The 18,562-nt window shown below is 37.1% G+C and carries 16 protein-coding genes and 1 riboswitch; all 16 genes read right to left on the minus strand.

Annotated features, from left to right (window positions below):
* Positions 1-11: 11 nt before the first annotated feature.
* Complete coding sequence (thiD, locus tag LB449_RS08410) at positions 12-821, minus strand: bifunctional hydroxymethylpyrimidine kinase/phosphomethylpyrimidine kinase (protein WP_224454661.1); 810 nt, start codon at positions 819-821, stop codon at positions 12-14.
* A 33-nt stretch (positions 822-854) separates the two neighbouring features.
* Positions 855-1,514 carry a thiaminase II gene (tenA, locus tag LB449_RS08415; protein WP_224454662.1) on the minus strand — a complete coding sequence of 220 codons (660 nt, stop codon included), beginning with the start codon at positions 1,512-1,514 and terminating at the stop codon, positions 855-857.
* 45 nt (positions 1,515-1,559) lie between these two features.
* Complete coding sequence (thiM, locus tag LB449_RS08420) at positions 1,560-2,369, minus strand: hydroxyethylthiazole kinase (protein ID WP_224454663.1); 810 nt, start codon at positions 2,367-2,369, stop codon at positions 1,560-1,562.
* A gap of 5 nt (positions 2,370-2,374) precedes the next feature.
* Positions 2,375-3,250, minus strand: a complete 876-nt coding sequence (locus tag LB449_RS08425) for an ABC transporter substrate-binding protein (RefSeq protein ID WP_224454664.1) — start codon at positions 3,248-3,250, stop codon at positions 2,375-2,377.
* A gap of 1 nt (position 3,251) precedes the next feature.
* Entirely contained in the window at positions 3,252-3,881 is a 630-nt protein-coding gene (gene thiE / locus LB449_RS08430) for a thiamine phosphate synthase (protein WP_003442419.1), read from the minus strand.
* A gap of 62 nt (positions 3,882-3,943) precedes the next feature.
* A riboswitch (TPP riboswitch) is annotated at positions 3,944-4,032 on the minus strand.
* A 137-nt stretch (positions 4,033-4,169) separates the two neighbouring features.
* A complete protein-coding gene (locus LB449_RS08435) occupies positions 4,170-4,553 on the minus strand; it encodes an acyl-CoA thioesterase (protein ID WP_003442418.1) in 384 nt (127 codons plus the stop codon).
* A gap of 237 nt (positions 4,554-4,790) precedes the next feature.
* Positions 4,791-6,536 (minus strand): T9SS type A sorting domain-containing protein, encoded by a 1,746-nt coding sequence (locus LB449_RS08440; RefSeq protein ID WP_224454665.1) that lies wholly within the window; start codon positions 6,534-6,536, stop codon positions 4,791-4,793.
* 2 nt (positions 6,537-6,538) lie between these two features.
* Positions 6,539-8,131 (minus strand): S8 family serine peptidase, encoded by a 1,593-nt coding sequence (locus LB449_RS08445; RefSeq protein WP_224454666.1) that lies wholly within the window; start codon positions 8,129-8,131, stop codon positions 6,539-6,541.
* Positions 8,132-8,293: 162 nt separating this feature from the next.
* The gene (gene ftsZ, locus LB449_RS08450) at positions 8,294-10,165 is read right to left on the minus strand and encodes a cell division protein FtsZ (protein WP_224454667.1); all 1,872 of its coding nucleotides are present in this window, start codon (positions 10,163-10,165) and stop codon (positions 8,294-8,296) included.
* A 26-nt stretch (positions 10,166-10,191) separates the two neighbouring features.
* Positions 10,192-11,586, minus strand: coding sequence for a cell division protein FtsA (gene ftsA / locus LB449_RS08455; RefSeq protein ID WP_224454668.1), 1,395 nt, complete (start codon positions 11,584-11,586; stop codon positions 10,192-10,194).
* A gap of 12 nt (positions 11,587-11,598) precedes the next feature.
* On the minus strand, positions 11,599-12,318 hold the full coding sequence (locus tag LB449_RS08460; protein WP_224454669.1) for a cell division protein FtsQ/DivIB: 720 nt from the start codon (positions 12,316-12,318) through the stop codon (positions 11,599-11,601).
* Positions 12,305-13,657 carry a UDP-N-acetylmuramate--L-alanine ligase gene (gene murC, locus LB449_RS08465; RefSeq protein WP_224454670.1) on the minus strand — a complete coding sequence of 451 codons (1,353 nt, stop codon included), beginning with the start codon at positions 13,655-13,657 and terminating at the stop codon, positions 12,305-12,307. Before murC ends, LB449_RS08460 begins: the two co-directional genes overlap by 14 nt.
* Positions 13,654-14,751, minus strand: coding sequence for an undecaprenyldiphospho-muramoylpentapeptide beta-N-acetylglucosaminyltransferase (murG, locus tag LB449_RS08470; RefSeq protein ID WP_224454671.1), 1,098 nt, complete (start codon positions 14,749-14,751; stop codon positions 13,654-13,656). Before murG ends, murC begins: the two co-directional genes overlap by 4 nt.
* Positions 14,748-15,989: an FtsW/RodA/SpoVE family cell cycle protein gene (locus LB449_RS08475; RefSeq protein ID WP_224454672.1), complete on the minus strand. Its 1,242-nt coding sequence runs from the start codon at positions 15,987-15,989 to the stop codon at positions 14,748-14,750. Before LB449_RS08475 ends, murG begins: the two co-directional genes overlap by 4 nt.
* Before the next feature lie 6 nt (positions 15,990-15,995).
* Positions 15,996-17,339 (minus strand): UDP-N-acetylmuramoyl-L-alanine--D-glutamate ligase, encoded by a 1,344-nt coding sequence (gene murD, locus LB449_RS08480; RefSeq protein WP_224454673.1) that lies wholly within the window; start codon positions 17,337-17,339, stop codon positions 15,996-15,998.
* Positions 17,340-18,560: a phospho-N-acetylmuramoyl-pentapeptide-transferase gene (gene mraY / locus LB449_RS08485; protein WP_224454674.1), complete on the minus strand. Its 1,221-nt coding sequence runs from the start codon at positions 18,558-18,560 to the stop codon at positions 17,340-17,342.
* Positions 18,561-18,562 lie beyond the last annotated feature (2 nt).

The raw sequence follows: 18,562 nt of genomic DNA on the forward strand, positions 1-18,562 counted from the left end.
AATCCAAGAGGTCAACCCTCCAACTTATAAAAATGATGAATTGGGCCTGAGCCTTTGCCTATTTTATAGTCACCACCCGCTTTGATAGCTTGGTAAATAAATGTTTTTGCTTTTTGAGACGCTTCTTCTAAACTAAAACCTTGAGCCAAATAACTTGCCAATGCAGAAGATAGACTACACCCTGTACCATGCGTATTTTTGGTTGTGATTCTTGGGGAACTCAATTTTGTTATCTGTTTTGTTTTAACATTGAATAAAATATCGACAGATTTATCACCTTTTAGGTGTCCAGCTTTAAGTAATACAGAGACCTTAAACTTTTCGGCCAAAGCTTTTGCATACTCTGAAAACTCCATAGAATTTTTAATATTTTCACCTAGTAGAAGCTCCATTTCGGGAACATTAGGTGTCATCACTTCTGCCTGCGGTATTATTTGATCCATCAAGGCTTGTATAGCATCTTCCTGAAGCAAACGATCACCAGAAGTTGCTACCATAACGGGATCTATAACGATATGTTTTGGTTTGTAATGTTGAAGATGTTTTGCAACCTCTTCGATCACCTCTTTAGAATGAAGCATTCCTATTTTTACGGCATCTGCTCCAATATCCTCCATCACTGCTGTAAATTGATTTGCAATCATCTGAGGAGAAACTCCTTCAATGGCGTTTACACCAAGGGTGTTCTGGGCTGTAATAGCAGTAATTACTGTTGCAGAATAAGCTCCGCAGGCTCCAGCCGACTTTATATCAGCTTGTATGCCTGCACCACCTCCAGAATCACTTCCTGCTATAATTAAAAGCTTTGGGTAAGTTTTCATTTTTAGTCATTTATTAATGATGGTTTTTTTAGCTCAAACTGGCCACTTTTCCTTGCGATACGCACTATCCCAAAACATCCATTCCAGTTGTGCAGTCTTTAGAAAAGCTTCTGTCATTTCTTCTCTTACTTTGGACGTTGTATTTTCAGCATAATACTCTGTAATTTCAATAGCACGATCTACAGAATTTGAAAAATCCTCACCTCCATAGGTATCCATCCACTTTTGGTAAGGATTATTGTTTGTGTTGGCAATTGACAGCAAATAATCCCCGACTTCTTTATAAATCCAGAAACAAGGCAAAACAGCAGATAAGCTCACTTCTATAGAATCGTACTGATAAACTTCAGTAAGAAAACCAGTATACAAGCTACAAGTTGGAGATTTCTCTGGTGGCTTAAATCCTCCCAATTGACTTATAAATTCTTTGTGCAAGGCTTTTTCAACTTCAATAGTTCCATTCGCAAAACTCATATAGTCCAACGAATGATCAGGGTCTTTTAATTGGGTAGCGATATTACCCAGTACCTTCCCGTAAATAGTTAGATAAAAGGCATCTTGATGCATATAAAAATGGAATTGTTCAGCACTTAAAGTTCCTTCACTTAACTCTTTAATGAACGCATGATTTTTAATTTGGTTCATTAATGGATGTACTAGATCAATTGTCTTAGGAAACCATTTATAATTCATAATTCAATTATTTTGATAGTGGTTAATCATATGGTATTATACGAATTAAACAAATTCAATCTTGGATTTATCTCTCAAAATCGTATCAGTAAGTTTATATATTTCATCGATAAGAAATACTCTAAAACTGCCAGGATAACACCCTCTATTGTGCTGGGCAGCATGTTCGCCAGCTATTCCCATACTCAAAAAACTCGCTATACAAGAGGCCAATAAATTATCCGTGTTGGCTCCGCAAAATCCAGCAGTAAGTGCCCCAAGCATACACCCAGAACCTGTGACTTTGGTTAGCATGTCATCGCCATTATGAACAAGTGCTGTTATTTCTCCGTCGGTTATAATATCAATTTTGCCTGAAGCTGCAACAATACATTTCCAATCTTTAGCTAGTTGTTGACAAACTTCTACACCATCCTCACCCTTATCTAAGGAATCCACTCCACGCACTTTAGTTTCTACTCCTGCCAAAGATTTGATCTCGCCAAGATTACCTTTAATAATATCTACTTTACCAAAAGATCTTAACTTATCTATAAAACCAATTCGTCTTGGGATAGCTGCACATCCTACTGGGTCCAAAATCACGGGTATGTTGAGCTCATCTGCTGCTTTAACGGCTTGTAGCATCGCTAACTCCTGCTCTTTGGTTAAGGTTCCAATATTTAGGTAAACAGCGTTGGCAAGTTTCGTAAAATCATAAGCTTCATCTGCAGATTCACACATGGCTGGTGATGCACCAATACTCAACAATATATTAGCACAATCGTTTATAGTCACATAATTGGTAATGGCCTCTACAAGAGGAGTTTTGGATTTTAAATTTGATAGTTGTTCGTAAATTTGATTTTCTAACATTGCTTTTAATTTAAAAATGCTTTTTTGAATTTATCTTCACTTAAATCTGTGACGCCGATCTCATTAAAGAACTTCAAAATAGGAAGCTCTTTTTCCGATGAAGATTCAAAATCTTTACTAAAACATTTGGCTGTAGCTTTCAAGATATCGTCCATCAATGGAGTTGATTTTTCTTTTGTATACGCATAGTAAATACCATAAGCTTCCTCTGGATTTGTTTCAATAAATTGAATAGCCTCTTGGATAGCTTCTACGAATGCATTTACTTTTTCTTTATCTTTTTGATAATACGATTTTGAAGTGAAAAGATCTAAAGCACAAAAATTAGCGAACCCGGCCGAATCGGCGTCCATATGGATGACATCCATATTTTCATGCTTAGCTTCAATACCTTCAAAATTGTAAAAATACAGCCATCCTGCATCTGCACCCTCTTTCATGTGTTTGATAAGATAAAAATCCTTAGCAACAAATTCAACCTGTGAAGGCTTGATGTTTACGCCTTGTTTAGCCGCATAGCGCTTTATAATTTCAAGTCCAATACCATTAGTTTTCTCATTAGAAACTGGAGTGGCCACTTGGATTTTCTCCCCTTTCTTTAAGGCTTCATAAGAAGTTGTTTTCATGATAACACCGCCTTTGGTTTCAAAATAAGTTCCAAGAGAAAGGAATTCTGGATGATACTGCTCAATGAGGTGTAAAGGTTCGTTGGTCGCGAATTGTATGTTTCCTTCAATGAGATCTTGAAGTCCATCGTAGTGGTCTGTTGGAACTATCAATTCAAAATCGGTAATTCCTTTTTTTTTCAAAAACCCCTTTTCTTCGGCAACGATTATTGGTAAGTGGTCCGGGTTTAAAAACCATTCGATAGCTAGTTTCATTTTATTCTGATTTTGAGATGAGTTCGTTTAATTCTGTAACCGTTTGTTTTATACTTTCAGATTCAAAAATATCACTTACCAAAGCATATAAATCTGGTTGAAAATCGACAATTTCATTGATGTTTTTACGATTGATTCCCCCTATGACACAGACAGGGACATTGAGTTCTGCTTTAGCTTTGGAAATAACTTCTTTGCTTACCACATCGGCTTTAGGCTTGGTTTTGGAGGGATAAAAAGCACCAAATGCCACATAATCGGCTCCATCTTTTACCGCTTGTTTTGCGCGTTCTATATCTCCGTAGCAGGACACTCCAATAAGCATTTTTTCTCCAACTTCTTCTCGAGTTTCCTTTACAGTTTGATCGGAGAAACCAACGTGAACTCCATCAGCACCTATTTTTTTGGCTAATTGCACTCGGTCATTTATAAAAAAAGTGGCGTTTTTTTGGTCACACAAAGCTTGCAGAGATTTAGCAATAGGCTCTAGTTCGTCATCTGTAGAAGACTTATCTCTTAGTTGTATGACTTTGGCTCCTGCCTCCAAGGCTTCTTCTACCTGTTTTACAATGGTAGATTTTGGAGTTAGTACTTCGTCTGTAACAGCATAAATTCCTTTTAATGATTTCATTTTTGTATACAATTAAAAAAACCGCTTCATGTGAATACACGAAACGGTTTATTGATTTTTCCTCAATTTTTGTTTCGTTTTCCTACGCTGATATTATTCAGTTCAGGTTCTAGGATATACTCTCAGCCTTTCAGCACTCCTAACGACACTATAAAAGTAAATAATGTAAGTTAACTTATCACCTTCAGAGGTTCTAAATCTCTGGATTTTACATTAATTTTAAGATTAAGCCTAAGCTGAATATCGTTAAGCGTAAATTATAACGGAAATAAAATCAGAAAAAACGTTCTAAACTACTTTGACAGGATTTTTGTCTTCATCTATAGCTACGAAGGTGAATTCTCCAGTCACCGCTTTTTCTCTGAATTCTGTATACATCTCTTCTACAAAAATATCTACTCTCACTTTTAGGCTTGTATTGCCAACGTAGGTTACAAGTCCTATTAGTTCAATTATTGTTCCAGCTGGTATTGGTTTTTTAAAATCAATTTTATCACTACTTACAGTTACCATACGTTGTCTGCTAAACCTAGTTGCTGTTATAAAAGCGGTCTCGTCCATGGATTGCATGGCAGTTCCTCCAAATAGGGTATCGTAATGATTTGTAGTGTTTGGAAAAACGGCTTTAAAAATGGTAGTCTTTGAATTTTCAATTCGCTCTTGAATGGTCATACTCTTAAATTAAGATGCTAAGGTAGTTTTTTTCACAAACTTAGTTTGATACCAAATTTGCATTTAACTTGTCTTAAAAAACTGAATTATTTTTACTCCCATGATTAAAAAAAGCCAAGCATTTGCGACATTATAGGTTCAATTTGGTATAATCTATAGAAGTTGGATTTACTTCATATAAAACAAAACCCCCGCATCAATAGACGCAGGGGTTACTAATAATTAGATTATAGAGTGTTATTTCTTAATAAATCTTTTAGTCATTGTATCTTTTCCTGATGTCATCATCAAGAAATAATTTCCTGAGGATAAAGAGGATACATCTATTGCAGTATTCGATCCATTGGGTGTTAAAGACATAAGTTGTTTTCCTTGTATATCAAAAACAATCACTTTATCAATGGTTAATGGAGTATTCCCAAGTTCCAGATATAAGGTCTGTTGAGCAGGATTTGGGTATAGTGCTACTTCCAGAGTCTCAAATACGTTTGAACTTAATGTACAGGTTGAGAAAGGATCTAACACTGTAATACTTACTGTTTCCTGAGTTTGGTTACCACTAGTATCAGTCACTATATATGTGACCTCTACCATTTCATTTTCAGGGTCATAATCATCACAGTTGAAATTAACTTGACTTAACTCCTGAGTTGCGATACCACAATTATCCATTGAACCTCCATCTACATCTTCTAGGGTAAGTGTTGCATTACCGTCCTCATCCAATTCTAAAACAATATTCTCATTCAATAGTATTTCTGGATTTTTATTATCTTCAACAATGATATCTTGAGTTTGAGTACTAACATTTCCAGAACTATCTTCAAATTCCCATGTAATAGTAGTGTTTTCTACAATAGGAAATTCTACTGTTGTCGTTCCTTCTATTTCCCCTGTATCACAATTATCTTCTGACGTTGGAGCAACAAGTTCTAACACTTCACATTGAGCTATAACATCTTCTAAAACTGCTTGAGTTGGCACTGGCGCTACAAAATCTCCAAAAGTGACAGTTACGGAAAGACGATCTTGGCTTTCACATTCACCTACTAAGTTAGCAGCATAAAGTGTTTCTCCATTAGAGATTGTATAGTCCGGTGCTAGAACAGTTCCATCATTTTCCTGAGCATACCAAATAACAGTTGCAGTGTCTACTTCTAATTCCTCCAACAAAGGTAGAGAGCAGAAATCTTGTTCTGCTTCGCCTACCGGCGTAAGGACATTACAAGTCCCAGCAGGTAAAAGAACTACTGAGTAATCCTCAACCTCTCCCCAATCGAAAGATTCACAAGATGATGGTAAACCATTCCACTTCATAGAGACTCGCATTCTTAAATTTTCTCCTTCTACAGCACCTTCAGGAACTGTAAAAGAACTACTTACTTCATCACTTGTAGATGGTGGAGCAGATAAGATAAGCTCACCATCATCTGTAAAATCTCCGTTTAGATTAAAATCAATCCAAACATTAATTCCTTCGTTATAAACTGTTCCTGGCCAATCGGGATTAACTGTAATTGTATACGATTCTCCTACCACAAGGTCAGTGGAAAGATTGGTAAAATCTGAGTAACCTGGTCCAGCTCCAGATTCATTATCTAAAGCATGTAATCTTACTCTGGCGATGTGCTCATCACTGGTATTTTGCCCTGAAGAATTACAATATTCTAAAACAAATTCTTCAGTTGTGAATGTTATGATTTCAGAATATTCTGACGTGGTGTTTTCAGTTAAACATTGAGTTCTGATTTGAACTTCGTAGGTAGTCAATTCTGTAAGACCCTCTAAGTTAATTGTGTTAATTTGTAAACTACTTTCAATCCATTCAGTGGTTCCTTCTTCTCTATATCTGAAATCAAACTCAGCTCCTCCAGGAGCATTATCCCAAAATAACGATGCAGATTCAGAATCTACTCCACCAACTGTAATACCAGATGGAGGAACAGCTTCACAAACAACTGGCTCTGCATTAAGACCAGTCACAATTAAAGTGAAATTCTGCTGTGCATTGTCAGATTGCCCTTATGAGTAACTGAGATCGTGTAAGTACCTGTTGCGTTTTCAATATCCACTCTTTCGAAGGGGTCCTTGGAATTGTTCGCCTTTTCATTGGTAATGACGCCGGTTAATCTCCAAGGAAGATACTCGGTTCCTGTTTGTTCTAAGGATATGTCAAGGTCATTCACCAATCGAGCTTCATCAGAATTGACTTGAGTTGTTGCTACACCAGCAGGATCTGTCCAAGAAATAGAAGCTAAAAGTGCATCAACATCATTACTTTGCACTTCTAAGGTATACGTTTGGCCAGGAAACAGAGACAATTCATTTACAACAGCACCATTATCTTTTTGACTCAAAGTTTCAGCAGCTCTTTTAGAATTCATTAATCCCCAACCAAAATTGTTATCAGGTCCCTCAATTCCAGCATCATCTGCGGTATGCAAAATAAGACCTTTAAGTGTAGCAGATCTCATATAGTTCCCGAAAAGATTATTTGCGTGTTGTTGAAGCAATAATGCACTCCCAGCAACATTAGGAGAAGCCATAGAAGTCCCTGAAATAGAGTTGTAAGCTGCATCTCCGCTAGCAAAAGTCGAAAAAACACCAGTTCCATTACCTGTTATATCTGGCTTGATTCTAAGATCGTCTGTAGGGCCTTGACTACTACCAGAATTAATGATTACCGAAATTAACTCTCCATCCTCAGAGACGTTAGCATCCTGACCATTAGCTACGACCAAGTTATTTTTTGAAGTAGAATGCCCTGTTAATTTATCAAATCTAGGATTTGCAGGATCTAAAGGGGAGCCATTCCAAGATGCATTACCATCGTTTCCCGCAGCTACAACCATTAAGTAATAAGGAGCGTTATACTGTATCACATCCCAAATTCTAGATTCACCAATGTAAGCTCCAAAATAATAGTCTGGTAAATTATCTGCTCTAAATCCGTAGGAATGGTTAGAAACCAACATACCCTGAGCGGCGGCAGCTGTTGCCTCAGCTTTGTCATTATTCCATTTATAACCTTCAACATTGCCCTTCGGAGCCATTCCCTTTGCATTTGGAACCACGCCAGAAGCCATGATAGTCCCAGTGACATGGGCCGCATGAAAATTTAAATCTAAACCTTCCGAGGCTACATCCATTAATGTAACTCTACTGCTCCCTGAGGTTTGGTATTCTTGATGAGTAACTCTAGCATGACCGCCATCCCAAACATGGGCTGTCATATCTTGCCCATCTAAGTTAAATCCAGTTGAGCCGCCAATATTTAAATGATTTGTTCTCGTTGAACGAGAAGCATCTACATTATAAGTCTGATAATAAATAGGAGTTCCATTAGCATCGAAGCGTTGAAGTTCCGCATAACTCCCATCTTTTAGAGTTAGAGAAATCTCTAAATTTCTACGTTTAGCCTGATTTAAAACCGATTGTTTTTGTGATGTAAACACATCACTAAAATCATTTGAAAGTTGATTTAGTAAGGTAGAATTGTATTTGGAAGTAATTCTTTGTTTTTGAGCTTCCGTTTGTGAAAAGGTCGTTAAGCTGATAGAAACAGTAAGACTAAACATCAAAAGCTTGAAGTAATTTGATTTTATGTTTTTTTTTGTTAAATAATTAAGGATCTAAAATTAACAAATAACACTATATTAACTAATGCAAAAACGTTAATTTTTTAAACAAAAAAGGCCAACAAAATTGTTGACCTTTTTAAAGCTGTAAAATTATTACTTTTAGTCTACATTATCATGGAGAAACGAGTTGTTGGATCTAAAGTTTAAATTGTCCTTATCACCTTCAACACTTGTTCTTGACAAACCTTTTCCTTGAGATTGATTATGATCTAGTTCGATGCCTGCGCGCTTGTAAGCGGGTTGCTTTTCAATTTCATCAATATTATTGGTGTTTCTGAATTTATAATTAAACTGCTTCATCTTAGCTTTTCGCTCCGCTGCTCGGGAAGCAAGCTCAGACAAAGGAGTGTTCATAGGATCTATTTCATCACTTGTTCCTCTTTCGGTTCTTGTAGGCTCAACGGTTCGTCTAGTAAATTTGACTTCTTCCGGTTCTTCTTCCTTAGATTTTGACTGTGGTTTTTTAGATGGTGAAGCTTGCTTTGAGTCTCCCTCATCCATAAACTCCGATAAGTCGTATTTTTTAACTTCAGAAGTTGAGAGATTTTTCATTGAATTTACTTCTTCTGGCTCGTTAACTTCAATATCCCTTACAGATCTGGAAGATGGCGATTGTTCATCTTCCTCCTCATTTTCAGAAAAATCAAAACTCAACATGCCAGATGAATTGTCTTCGTCTTTTAAAGGACTGTCTTCAATAATTTCAAAATCATCTTCATGAGCATTTACGATCTCAAAATCAACATCCAGATGATTAACATTTGGTTGATCCGTTTCGTTTGACTCATCTTTCGGCTCATCTTCAGAATCCAGGTTATGAACAACTTTAGACTGCTCCTTTGTTTCCGGAGTTTGCCTTCTGGACTGAGGCACATCTATAGAAGACTGCTTTTTGAATCTGCCAGTCGATAGATTTTGTTCGATACGCTGATCATCCTCAAGTGTATGAATAATTTTTTTGGTCTCAGTATTGACGATTTCGTCTTGTTGTTCAGTATTAAATCCCGTAGCAATAACGGTTACTGAAATTGAGTCCTCTAAGCTTTCATCATCACCAACACCCATGATGATGTTAGCACTGTTACCAGCTTCTGCCTGAATGTGGTCGTTGATTTCACCTATTTCATCTAATGTGATTTCGTCGGTTCCTGAAACGATGAGTAACAATACATTTTGAGCTCCTTTAATTTTATTGTCATTCAATAAAGGAGAATCTAATGCTTTTTCAATAGCGATTTGAGACCTATTGGTACCTGACGCTACTGCAGATCCCATGATAGCAGTTCCGCTGTTACTCAAAACTGTTTTAGCATCACGTAAGTCAATGTTTTGAGTGTAGTGATGAGTGATGACTTCAGCAATACCTCGAGAGGCAGTGGCTAAAACTTCATCAGCTTTTGAAAATCCAGACTTAAAGCCAAGATTTCCATACACTTCCCTCAATTTATTATTATTGATAACTATGAGTGAGTCCACATTGTTTCTAAGTTCTTCAACTCCCAACTGAGCCTGTTCATTTCTTGTGCGTCCTTCAAACTGAAATGGAATGGTAACGATACCAACCGTAAGTATATCCATTTCCTTTGCAAGTCTTGCAATAACTGGTGCAGCTCCTGTTCCTGTTCCACCACCCATTCCTGCGGTGATAAATACCATTTTGGTATTGGTACTCAATAAACCCTTAAGGTCTTCTCTACTTTCTTCTGCCGCTTGCTTACCAATATCTGGATTTGCACCTGCACCAAGTCCTTCTGTAAGGTCAACACCCAATTGTATTTTGGTGGGTACTGGACTGTTTTCCAACGCTTGTGCATCTGTATTACATATAACAAAGTCAACGCCCTTAATGCCTTGACTAAACATATGATTGATGGCATTGGAACCTCCACCGCCTACTCCAATGACTTTGATCACGTTGGATTGGTTTTTTGGGAGATCGAATGAAATATTTTCAAATTCTTGCTGACTCATAATTCTTTATTTTGGTTGGTATACTTCTACTCTGCGTTATCTAAAAAATCTTTTAATTTGTCAAACCATTTTTCGACGACATTTCTGCTTGGTCGAGCAGGTTGATTGGGCTGCTCTGGAATTCCTTTGTCCTGTTCTGTATCTGGAGACTCTTCTGTTACTCCGTTCACATTATATTCCATTGCTGTTTCTGCAGACTTTTCGACATTTTCAGGGTTTTCCATTTCTTCCTGCTCTAGACGTTCCGCCTTATCAAAAGCTTTGCGTTCCAATCCGTCCATCACTAAACCCACTGCTGTAGCGTAGAGCGGACTTGCAATTTCTTTGTCGGTTTCTCCAGCTAGATACTCGTTTGGATAACCAATTCTAGTATCCATACCAGTAACATATTCTACTAGCTGCTTTAAATGCTTCAATTGTGCTCCTCCACCAGTAATGACAATACCGGCGATTAACTTTTTCTTTTGTTCATCATGACCGTAGTTTTTAATTTCTAAATAAACCTGATCTATAATTTCTACTGCTCTGTAGTGAATCACTTTCGACAAATTCTTAAGTGATATTTCTTTGGGATCTCTCCCTCTTAATCCAGGAATCGAAACAATTTCATTTTCTTTATTTTCTCCAGGCCACGCTGAACCAAATTTTACTTTAAGTAATTCAGCTTGCTTTTCAATAATAGAACATCCTTCTTTAATGTCCTCCGTGATTACATTACCACCTAACGGAATTACAGCGGTGTGTCTTATAATTCCATCTTTGAAGATGGCTAAATCTGTAGTTCCACCACCTATATCAATTAAGGCTACGCCTGCTTCTTTTTCCTCTTGGCTCAATACTGAATTTGCCGATGCCAGCGGCTCTAATGTCATTCCATTGAGCTCCAAACCAGAATTCTTCACACATCTACCAATGTTTCTGATAGATGAAATCTGTCCCACAACCACATGAAAGTTGGCTTCCAGGCGTCCACCAGACATTCCCCTGGGTTCCATGATTTCAGACTGACCATCTACTTTATATTCTTGTGGCAACACATGAATAATTTCTTCTCCGGGCAGCATAACTAACTTGTGAACCTGGTTACATAAATTGTCGATATCATCATCTTCTATTACCTCCTCAACATCATTTCTTGTGATGTAGTCACTATGCTGTAAACTTCTTATATGTTGCCCTGCAATTCCTACGGTGACTCCTTTGACATCTATCCCAGAATTTGCTTCTGCTTGCTGTATAGCTTGTTGTATAGATTGTATAGTTTGAGTAATATTATTGACGACACCTCGATGTACACCCAGACTTTTGGTTCTTCCGATGCCTAAAATCTCTACTTTTCCATATTCATTTTTGCGACCAATCATGGCAACAATCTTTGTTGTTCCTATGTCTAAGCCTACTGCAATATTATCTTCTTCCATCTTTGTAGATTATTACTTTTTTGTACACACTACCTGATTACCAAATTGCAAATCTATGCGTTTATAGTCATCTAATTTCTTGTATTCCAAAGCCTTTGAATAAAAAACTTTATAGTTAGTCAACTTTTTCTCAAGATAAGAAATTTGACCAAAATTGACTAAATATTCCCTATCTCTCACCTCTAAAACAAAGTTTTTTTCCGATTTTTTTCGGATTGCAATTATATGTTTTTTTAAAAAATCATCGGACTCTATTTTCATCAAAAGTGGATAAACTTCTTTAAGCTCATCCGTATTCAATCCAGAGACCAAAGGCACTCTAGATGAGTAGTTTGCAGATAAAGGCATCGCCAAACCCTCAGCATCCAGATAGTAAAATCCTTTATCTCTAATCCTGGCAATGGGTTCTCTTTGGATAATTTTCGCTGAAAGTGTTCCATCCAGGGTATAATAAACTTCAGAGGTCTTTATCATTTCGTTATTATCTAAAATTTTTTCGAAGGTGGCCAAACGATTTTCATTGATCAATGAATCACCATTAACTTCTAAAACTTCACCTAGCAACTGTTCAACTTCAACCTCTGTTATAAAAATTTTGGAGGCATCCAATAATTCGACCTTCAGAGTTTTTACTGGTTTCAGATTTTGGCGATGGTTCGCAAACCCCACTAGGAAAAAGAGGACACCCAGGATCAAAACCAAACGTACGGTATGTAGTTTAAATGCTTTCATGTAGGTAATTTGAAATTTTAATTGCTTCTACTCCTATGTCTCCAGCGCCAAGCAGAACAATGACTTCATTTTTGGCTCTCGTTATTCTATCTTGAATATCATTTTTAGTAATCATTTTTTTTAATGGATGTTGTATTAAATTCAGAAGAAATTCTGAATTTACTCCCGCCATAGATTCCTCTCTCGCTGGATAAATGTCCAGTAAATTGACTTCATCAAATTGAGCTAAGCTTTTTGCAAAATCTTCAGCAAAATCTTTGGTTCTCGAAAATAGATGGGGCTGAAAAATGACCACAGATTTTTTCTCTGGATGCATTTCAGAAATCGCCTGATATACAGCGTCTATTTCCTTTGGGTGGTGAGCGTAATCGTCTATCGCTACCAAATTTTTAGACTTGTAGATATAATTAAAGCGTCTTTGTACACCCTCAAAACTGGCTAAGGCTTTACCAAAGGCTTCGGCAAGCTCTGGCCTGAAATCAATAGCTAAACTCAAGGCTGAAGCGGCATTGAATAAATTGTGATGTCCTGGTAAAGAAAATTTTAATTGCTCTAGCTGAATATTTCCTTTCTGAAAATCAAAAGCGTAAGCGCCATCTTCTACTGAAATATTTGTAATCTGAATATCTGTGTCTTCCTCTATTCCTATGAATTGCGCGTCAAGATCTAGGCCTGTCTTAGCATAGAGGTGTCCTTTTGGAACTAATCTTGAAAACTCCTGAAATGTATCTACTAACTTTTGAGAAGTTTTGTAAATGTCGAGATGATCGGCATCCATAGAAGTGATTACTGCTGCAGATGGATGTAATTGGAGAAAAGATCTGTCAAATTCATCTGCCTCCACAACGACAACCTCTTCGCCATCACCGATATAGTTGGTTTTATAATTTTGTAAAATTCCACCGCAAAAGGCCGTTAAGTTGATGCCACTAGCTTTAAGAATATGGACTAAAATCGCAGAAGTCGTCGTTTTACCGTGAGTCCCTGCAACGGCTAAAGTTGGTAAGTGTTTTGTAATTTCTCCTAAAACCACCGAACGCTTATACATTTCAAAATTCTGATCTTTGAAGTGCTCGAAAAACTTCGAAGTCTTTGAAATTGCAGGTGTATAAATAACAAGCGTAGTTTCTTTTGATAAATTCTGAATCTGATTACTAATAGTTTCAGAATAAACTACATTAATCCCTTCAACTGATAAAGTTTTGGTCAATTCTGACTCGGTTCTATCATAACCAAGAACCATCAAGTCTTTTTGGTTGAAATATCTAGCCAAAGCACTCATCCCGATACCGCCGATACCAATCAAGAATACATGTGTATATTGCTTTAACTCCTTCATCTCATTACTTTTTCTATGCGTTCCACTTCGTCTACTATCGCTTTTGTAGCCATTGGTTTAGCAAGTGTCAATATATTATTTGATAGTTTTTCCTGAAGTTCAGTATCATTTATCAAATCACTAAATACAAACTCAAATTTTTCATCCAAATCTGATTCTTTCAACATTATCGCTGCCTCCTTATCTTCAATAGATTTGGCATTTTTGGTTTGATGGTCTTCAGCAACATTTGGCGACGGAATGAAAATAACTGGTTTCCCAACCAAACTCAATTCACTCACTGCCCCTGCTCCAGCTCTGGAAATAATCACATCTGCAACTGCATAAGCTGAATCCATTTTGGAAATGAATTTGAGAATTTTAATAGATTTGGTTTCTAAAGATTTGTAGCTATCGTAGTACAACTTACCACATTGCCACAAGACCTGAAGATTTTGGTTTTCAAAAAATGAAAGCTTTTCAGCAATCAATTCATTGATACGCTGCGAGCCTAAGCTACCACCGACAATCAACAGTGTTTTTTTGTTGGGATCCAACTGAAAATGCTTCAGTCCAGATTCCTTTTTACTTCGCACTTCAAGTAAATCTTTACGTATTGGATTTCCTGTAAGCACTAATTTTTCTTTAGGAAAAAACTTTCCCATGCCTTCATAAGCCACACAAATAGCATTGGCATCTTTGGCTAGCCATTTATTGGTTATACCTGCGTAAGCATTTTGCTCCTGAATCAATGTTGGGATCTTTAAAATCGACGCCATTTTCAATAACGGTCCACTAGCAAAACCTCCAGTGCCAATAACCACATTGGGCTTAAATTTTTTGATCAATGTTCTTGCTTTCAACATAGAGCTGAGCAATTTGAATGGAAACAGGAGGTTGGATAAAGTCAGTTTTCTTTGAATCCCAGAGATCCACAAGCCTTCGATTTTAAAACCAGCCTCTGGAATTTTGGTCATTTCCATTTTGTCTTTTGCTCCAACAAAAAGAAATTCAGCATTTGGATTTCTTTCTTTCAATTCTTCAGCAATAGCGATAGCCGGGTAGATATGTCCACCTGTTCCTCCTCCAGAAATCATGTATCTTTTTACATTCATATCGTTTCGCTTAAGACTTCAAGTGGGTTCTCTATCGCAAGATTATCATCTCTTTCTTTCTGTTTGGCTTTAGCTGTCGCCTTTACTTCGTTGTTTGCACTTACACTGATGACGATGCCTAGTGACAGACACGTCATCCAAATAGAAGTGCCACCACTTCCTACCAAAGGCAAGGTTTGTCCAGTTACAGGCAGAAATTCAACAGCCACAGCTATGTTTACAAAAGCTTGTAGAATGATCGGAATTCCAGCAGCTACAACCAGTAATCTACCATAAGCAGTTTCAGATTTTGTAACGATAATCGCTATCCTGTATAACATAAATAAATAGGCTAAAATCACTCCGATTCCGCCAACCATTCCTAACTCTTCCACAATGATTGCATAAATAAAATCTGAAGAAGACTGAGGTAAAAAGTTGCGCTGCACACTTTTTCCTATTCCATTTCCTGTTATTCCACCGGTAGCAATTGCTATTTTGGCTTTTTCAACCTGATATTGTTCACGAGTTTGTTCATCCTGAGTAAATGATTCAACTCTACTGATCCAGGTATCTACTCTGTTGGGGAACAAATCCGGAAAGGCTTTTGCTGTAAGTCCAAATAAGACTAGACCCAGCATCCCAAAACCAACAATTGCTGCAGTGTATTTGAAAGTGTAGCCTCCAACAAATGTGAGTAACAATACTATTGAAAAGATAATAGCTGCAGTGGAAAGGTTGGCAGGAAGAATAAGTCCAACCACCAGGAATACCGGTACCCAAAGAGGTAAAATAGTTTCTTTGAACGTATAGGTCTTGTCTTTGATTTTAGATAAATAGCGTGCAACATAGATCAATAATACCACAGAAGCCAAAGTCGAGGTTTGAAATGAAAAATTGACTATAGGCACGTGTATCCATCGGCTAGCATTAGCGCCTTGCATGGTAGTTCCTTGTAGTAAAGTTACAACTAGAAGTACGATGACCACAGGAAGTAATATAATCGACAAACCCCTGAAATAGCGATACGGAATTTTATGAGTCGCGTAGAGTATAGAAAAACCTAATACGAGATGGATAAAGTGCTTGACTAAGTAAGCAAACGTACTTCCGCTTGCTCCGTTAAGATAAGCCAAGTTACTAGAGGCACTATACACAGGAATAAAAGAAAAAATAGCCAAAAGCGCAGCCACAGACCACAACATCTTGTCGCCTTTTATGCTTTTGAAAAATTGTTTGATACCTGTATCAGTTGACATTTACGTTTATTTTTTAAGACTTTGAACTGCATTTTTGAATTGTCTACCTCTGTCTTCATAGTTTTCGAATAAATCGAAACTTGCACATGCAGGAGATAAAAGAACTGCATCGTTATCTTCTGTAAGCTCGTAAGCTATAGAAACTGCATCAGCCATATTGGAAGTTTCAATAACTGTATCAACACAATTACTAAAGACCTCATAGATTTTTTGATTATCTATTCCCAAGCAAACGATAGCTTTCACTTTTTCATTCACCAGAGAAAGTAAATCTTCGTACTTATTGCCTTTATCCACTCCTCCCACAATCCAAACTGTCGGAGCATTCATACTGTCCAATGCATAAAATGTAGCATTCACATTTGTAGCTTTAGAATCGTTGATAAAAGCTACTTTATTGATTTTTCCTAATTGCTCAAGTCTGTGCTCGACACCATGAAAGCTTTCCATGCTATCACGAATCGTTTGCTTCCTTATTTTCAGCAATCTGGCTGCAGTTGAAGCTGCCATTGCATTTCTTGTATTATGATCGCCTTTTAAAGCTAAGTCTGTTACTGACATAGTAAATAGATTATGATTTAAATTGATATTAATTTTGTTGTCTTTGATGAATGCCGACAGGTCTTGAATAATTGTTGACATGGTAAAAGGAATTAATTTTGATCTAATTCGATTTTTGTCCAACCATCCTGTAATTACTTCATCGTCTTTGTTATAAATAAGGTAGTCGGCTTCAGTTTGATTTAATGTAATTCTGAATTTCGCTTCAATATATTCCTGAAAATTATTGTGGTACCTATCTAAATGATCTGGAGTAATAGTCGTTAAAATAGCAATATGAGGCCTGAAGGTCTCGATTCCATCCAGTTGAAAACTGCTCAACTCCAGGACATAGTTATGAACGCTTTTCCTCGCCACCTGTTCTGCAAAACTAAAGCCTACATTTCCAGCCATGGAAACTGATAAACCCGCATTTTTCAAAATATGAAATACCATATTTGTAACGGTTGTCTTACCATTAGACCCAGTTATTCCAATCAAATTAGCATCAGTATACCAAGAAGCAAATTCAATTTCAGAAATAACCTTAATTCCACTTTTTCTTAAATTCTGAATCAGTGGAAGATCATCAGAAATACCTGGACTCTTGACAATTACGGTAGCAGATTCTAATCTTGATAACGAGTGACCACCTTCTTCAAATTCAATTTCTTCTGAATTTAATTTAGTTTTAAACTTAGGCTTGATCTCAGAAAAATCTGACAAGAAAACTTCATAGCCTTTATCTTTTCCCAGGATTGCAGCTCCTACACCACTTTCTCCACCTCCTAAAACAACTAGCTTTTCCATTTATCTAATTTTTAGTGTGACGATGGTTATAACGGCCAGCAAAATCCCAATGATCCAAAATCTTACTACGATTTTTGACTCGTGAAAACCAAGTTTTTGATAATGATGATGCAACGGCGCCATTAGAAATACACGCTTTCCTGTTCCTGTCTTTTTTTTTGTGAATTTGAACCAACCTACCTGAAGAATGACAGATAAATTTTCGATCAGGAAAATTCCACAGAGAATTGGAATCAAAAGCTCCTTACGTGTTGCAATAGCAATCACAGCAATAATTCCACCGATAGTCAAACTACCTGTATCTCCCATAAATACTTGAGCTGGATAGGTGTTATACCATAAAAACCCAACCAAAGAACCTGCAAAAGCAGTTATAAAAATTGTCATTTCCCCAGATCTCGGAATATTCATTACATTGAGATAGTCTGAGAAGATTATATTACCAGACACCCAGGCGAAAATTCCTAAAGTGAGCACTATTATAGCAGAACTCCCCGCAGCTAGCCCATCTATACCGTCGGTAAGATTGGCTCCATTGGAAACTGCCGTCACAATAAGAATCACAATAGGTATGAATATGATCCAGGCATAAGAGGCAGCACCTTCGCCTATCCAAGAAATTGCTTTAGAATAATCCAACTCGTTATTTTTGAAAAACGGGATAGTCGTGGTCGTTGATTTTTCTTCAGGCGAGGTTTCTGAAATCACCTGAACATTATTGGTATTAGTTACTTTATTATCGGGTCTCACCGTAACATCGGGATGAAAATACATCACAGCGCCAACAAAAATCCCAAGACCTACCTGTCCAACCACTTTAAATCTACCCTTCAATCCTTCTTTATTCTTTTTGAAGGTTTTGATATAGTCATCCAAAAAACCGATGGCTCCCATCCAAATGGTAGTTACAATCAAGAGAATGACATAAATGTTATTGAGTTGAGAAAGAAGCAAAACTGGGATAAGTGTAGAAAATATAATGATAAGTCCACCCATTGTAGGTGTCCCGGCTTTTTCTTTTTGTCCTTCCAAACCTAGCTCTCTTACACTTTCACCGATTTGTTTTCTTTGAAGGAATAAAATAATACGCTTACCAAAAATAGTGGAAATCAATAGCGAAAGGATGATGGCAAAGGCCGCCCTGAAAGATATATATTGAAACAAACGCGCACCTGGGAGATCGTAGTTACTTTCCAAAAACTCGAATAAATGGTATAACATAT

This window comes from Psychroflexus lacisalsi (genome assembly GCF_020164495.1).
Classification (GTDB): domain Bacteria; phylum Bacteroidota; class Bacteroidia; order Flavobacteriales; family Flavobacteriaceae; genus Psychroflexus; species Psychroflexus lacisalsi.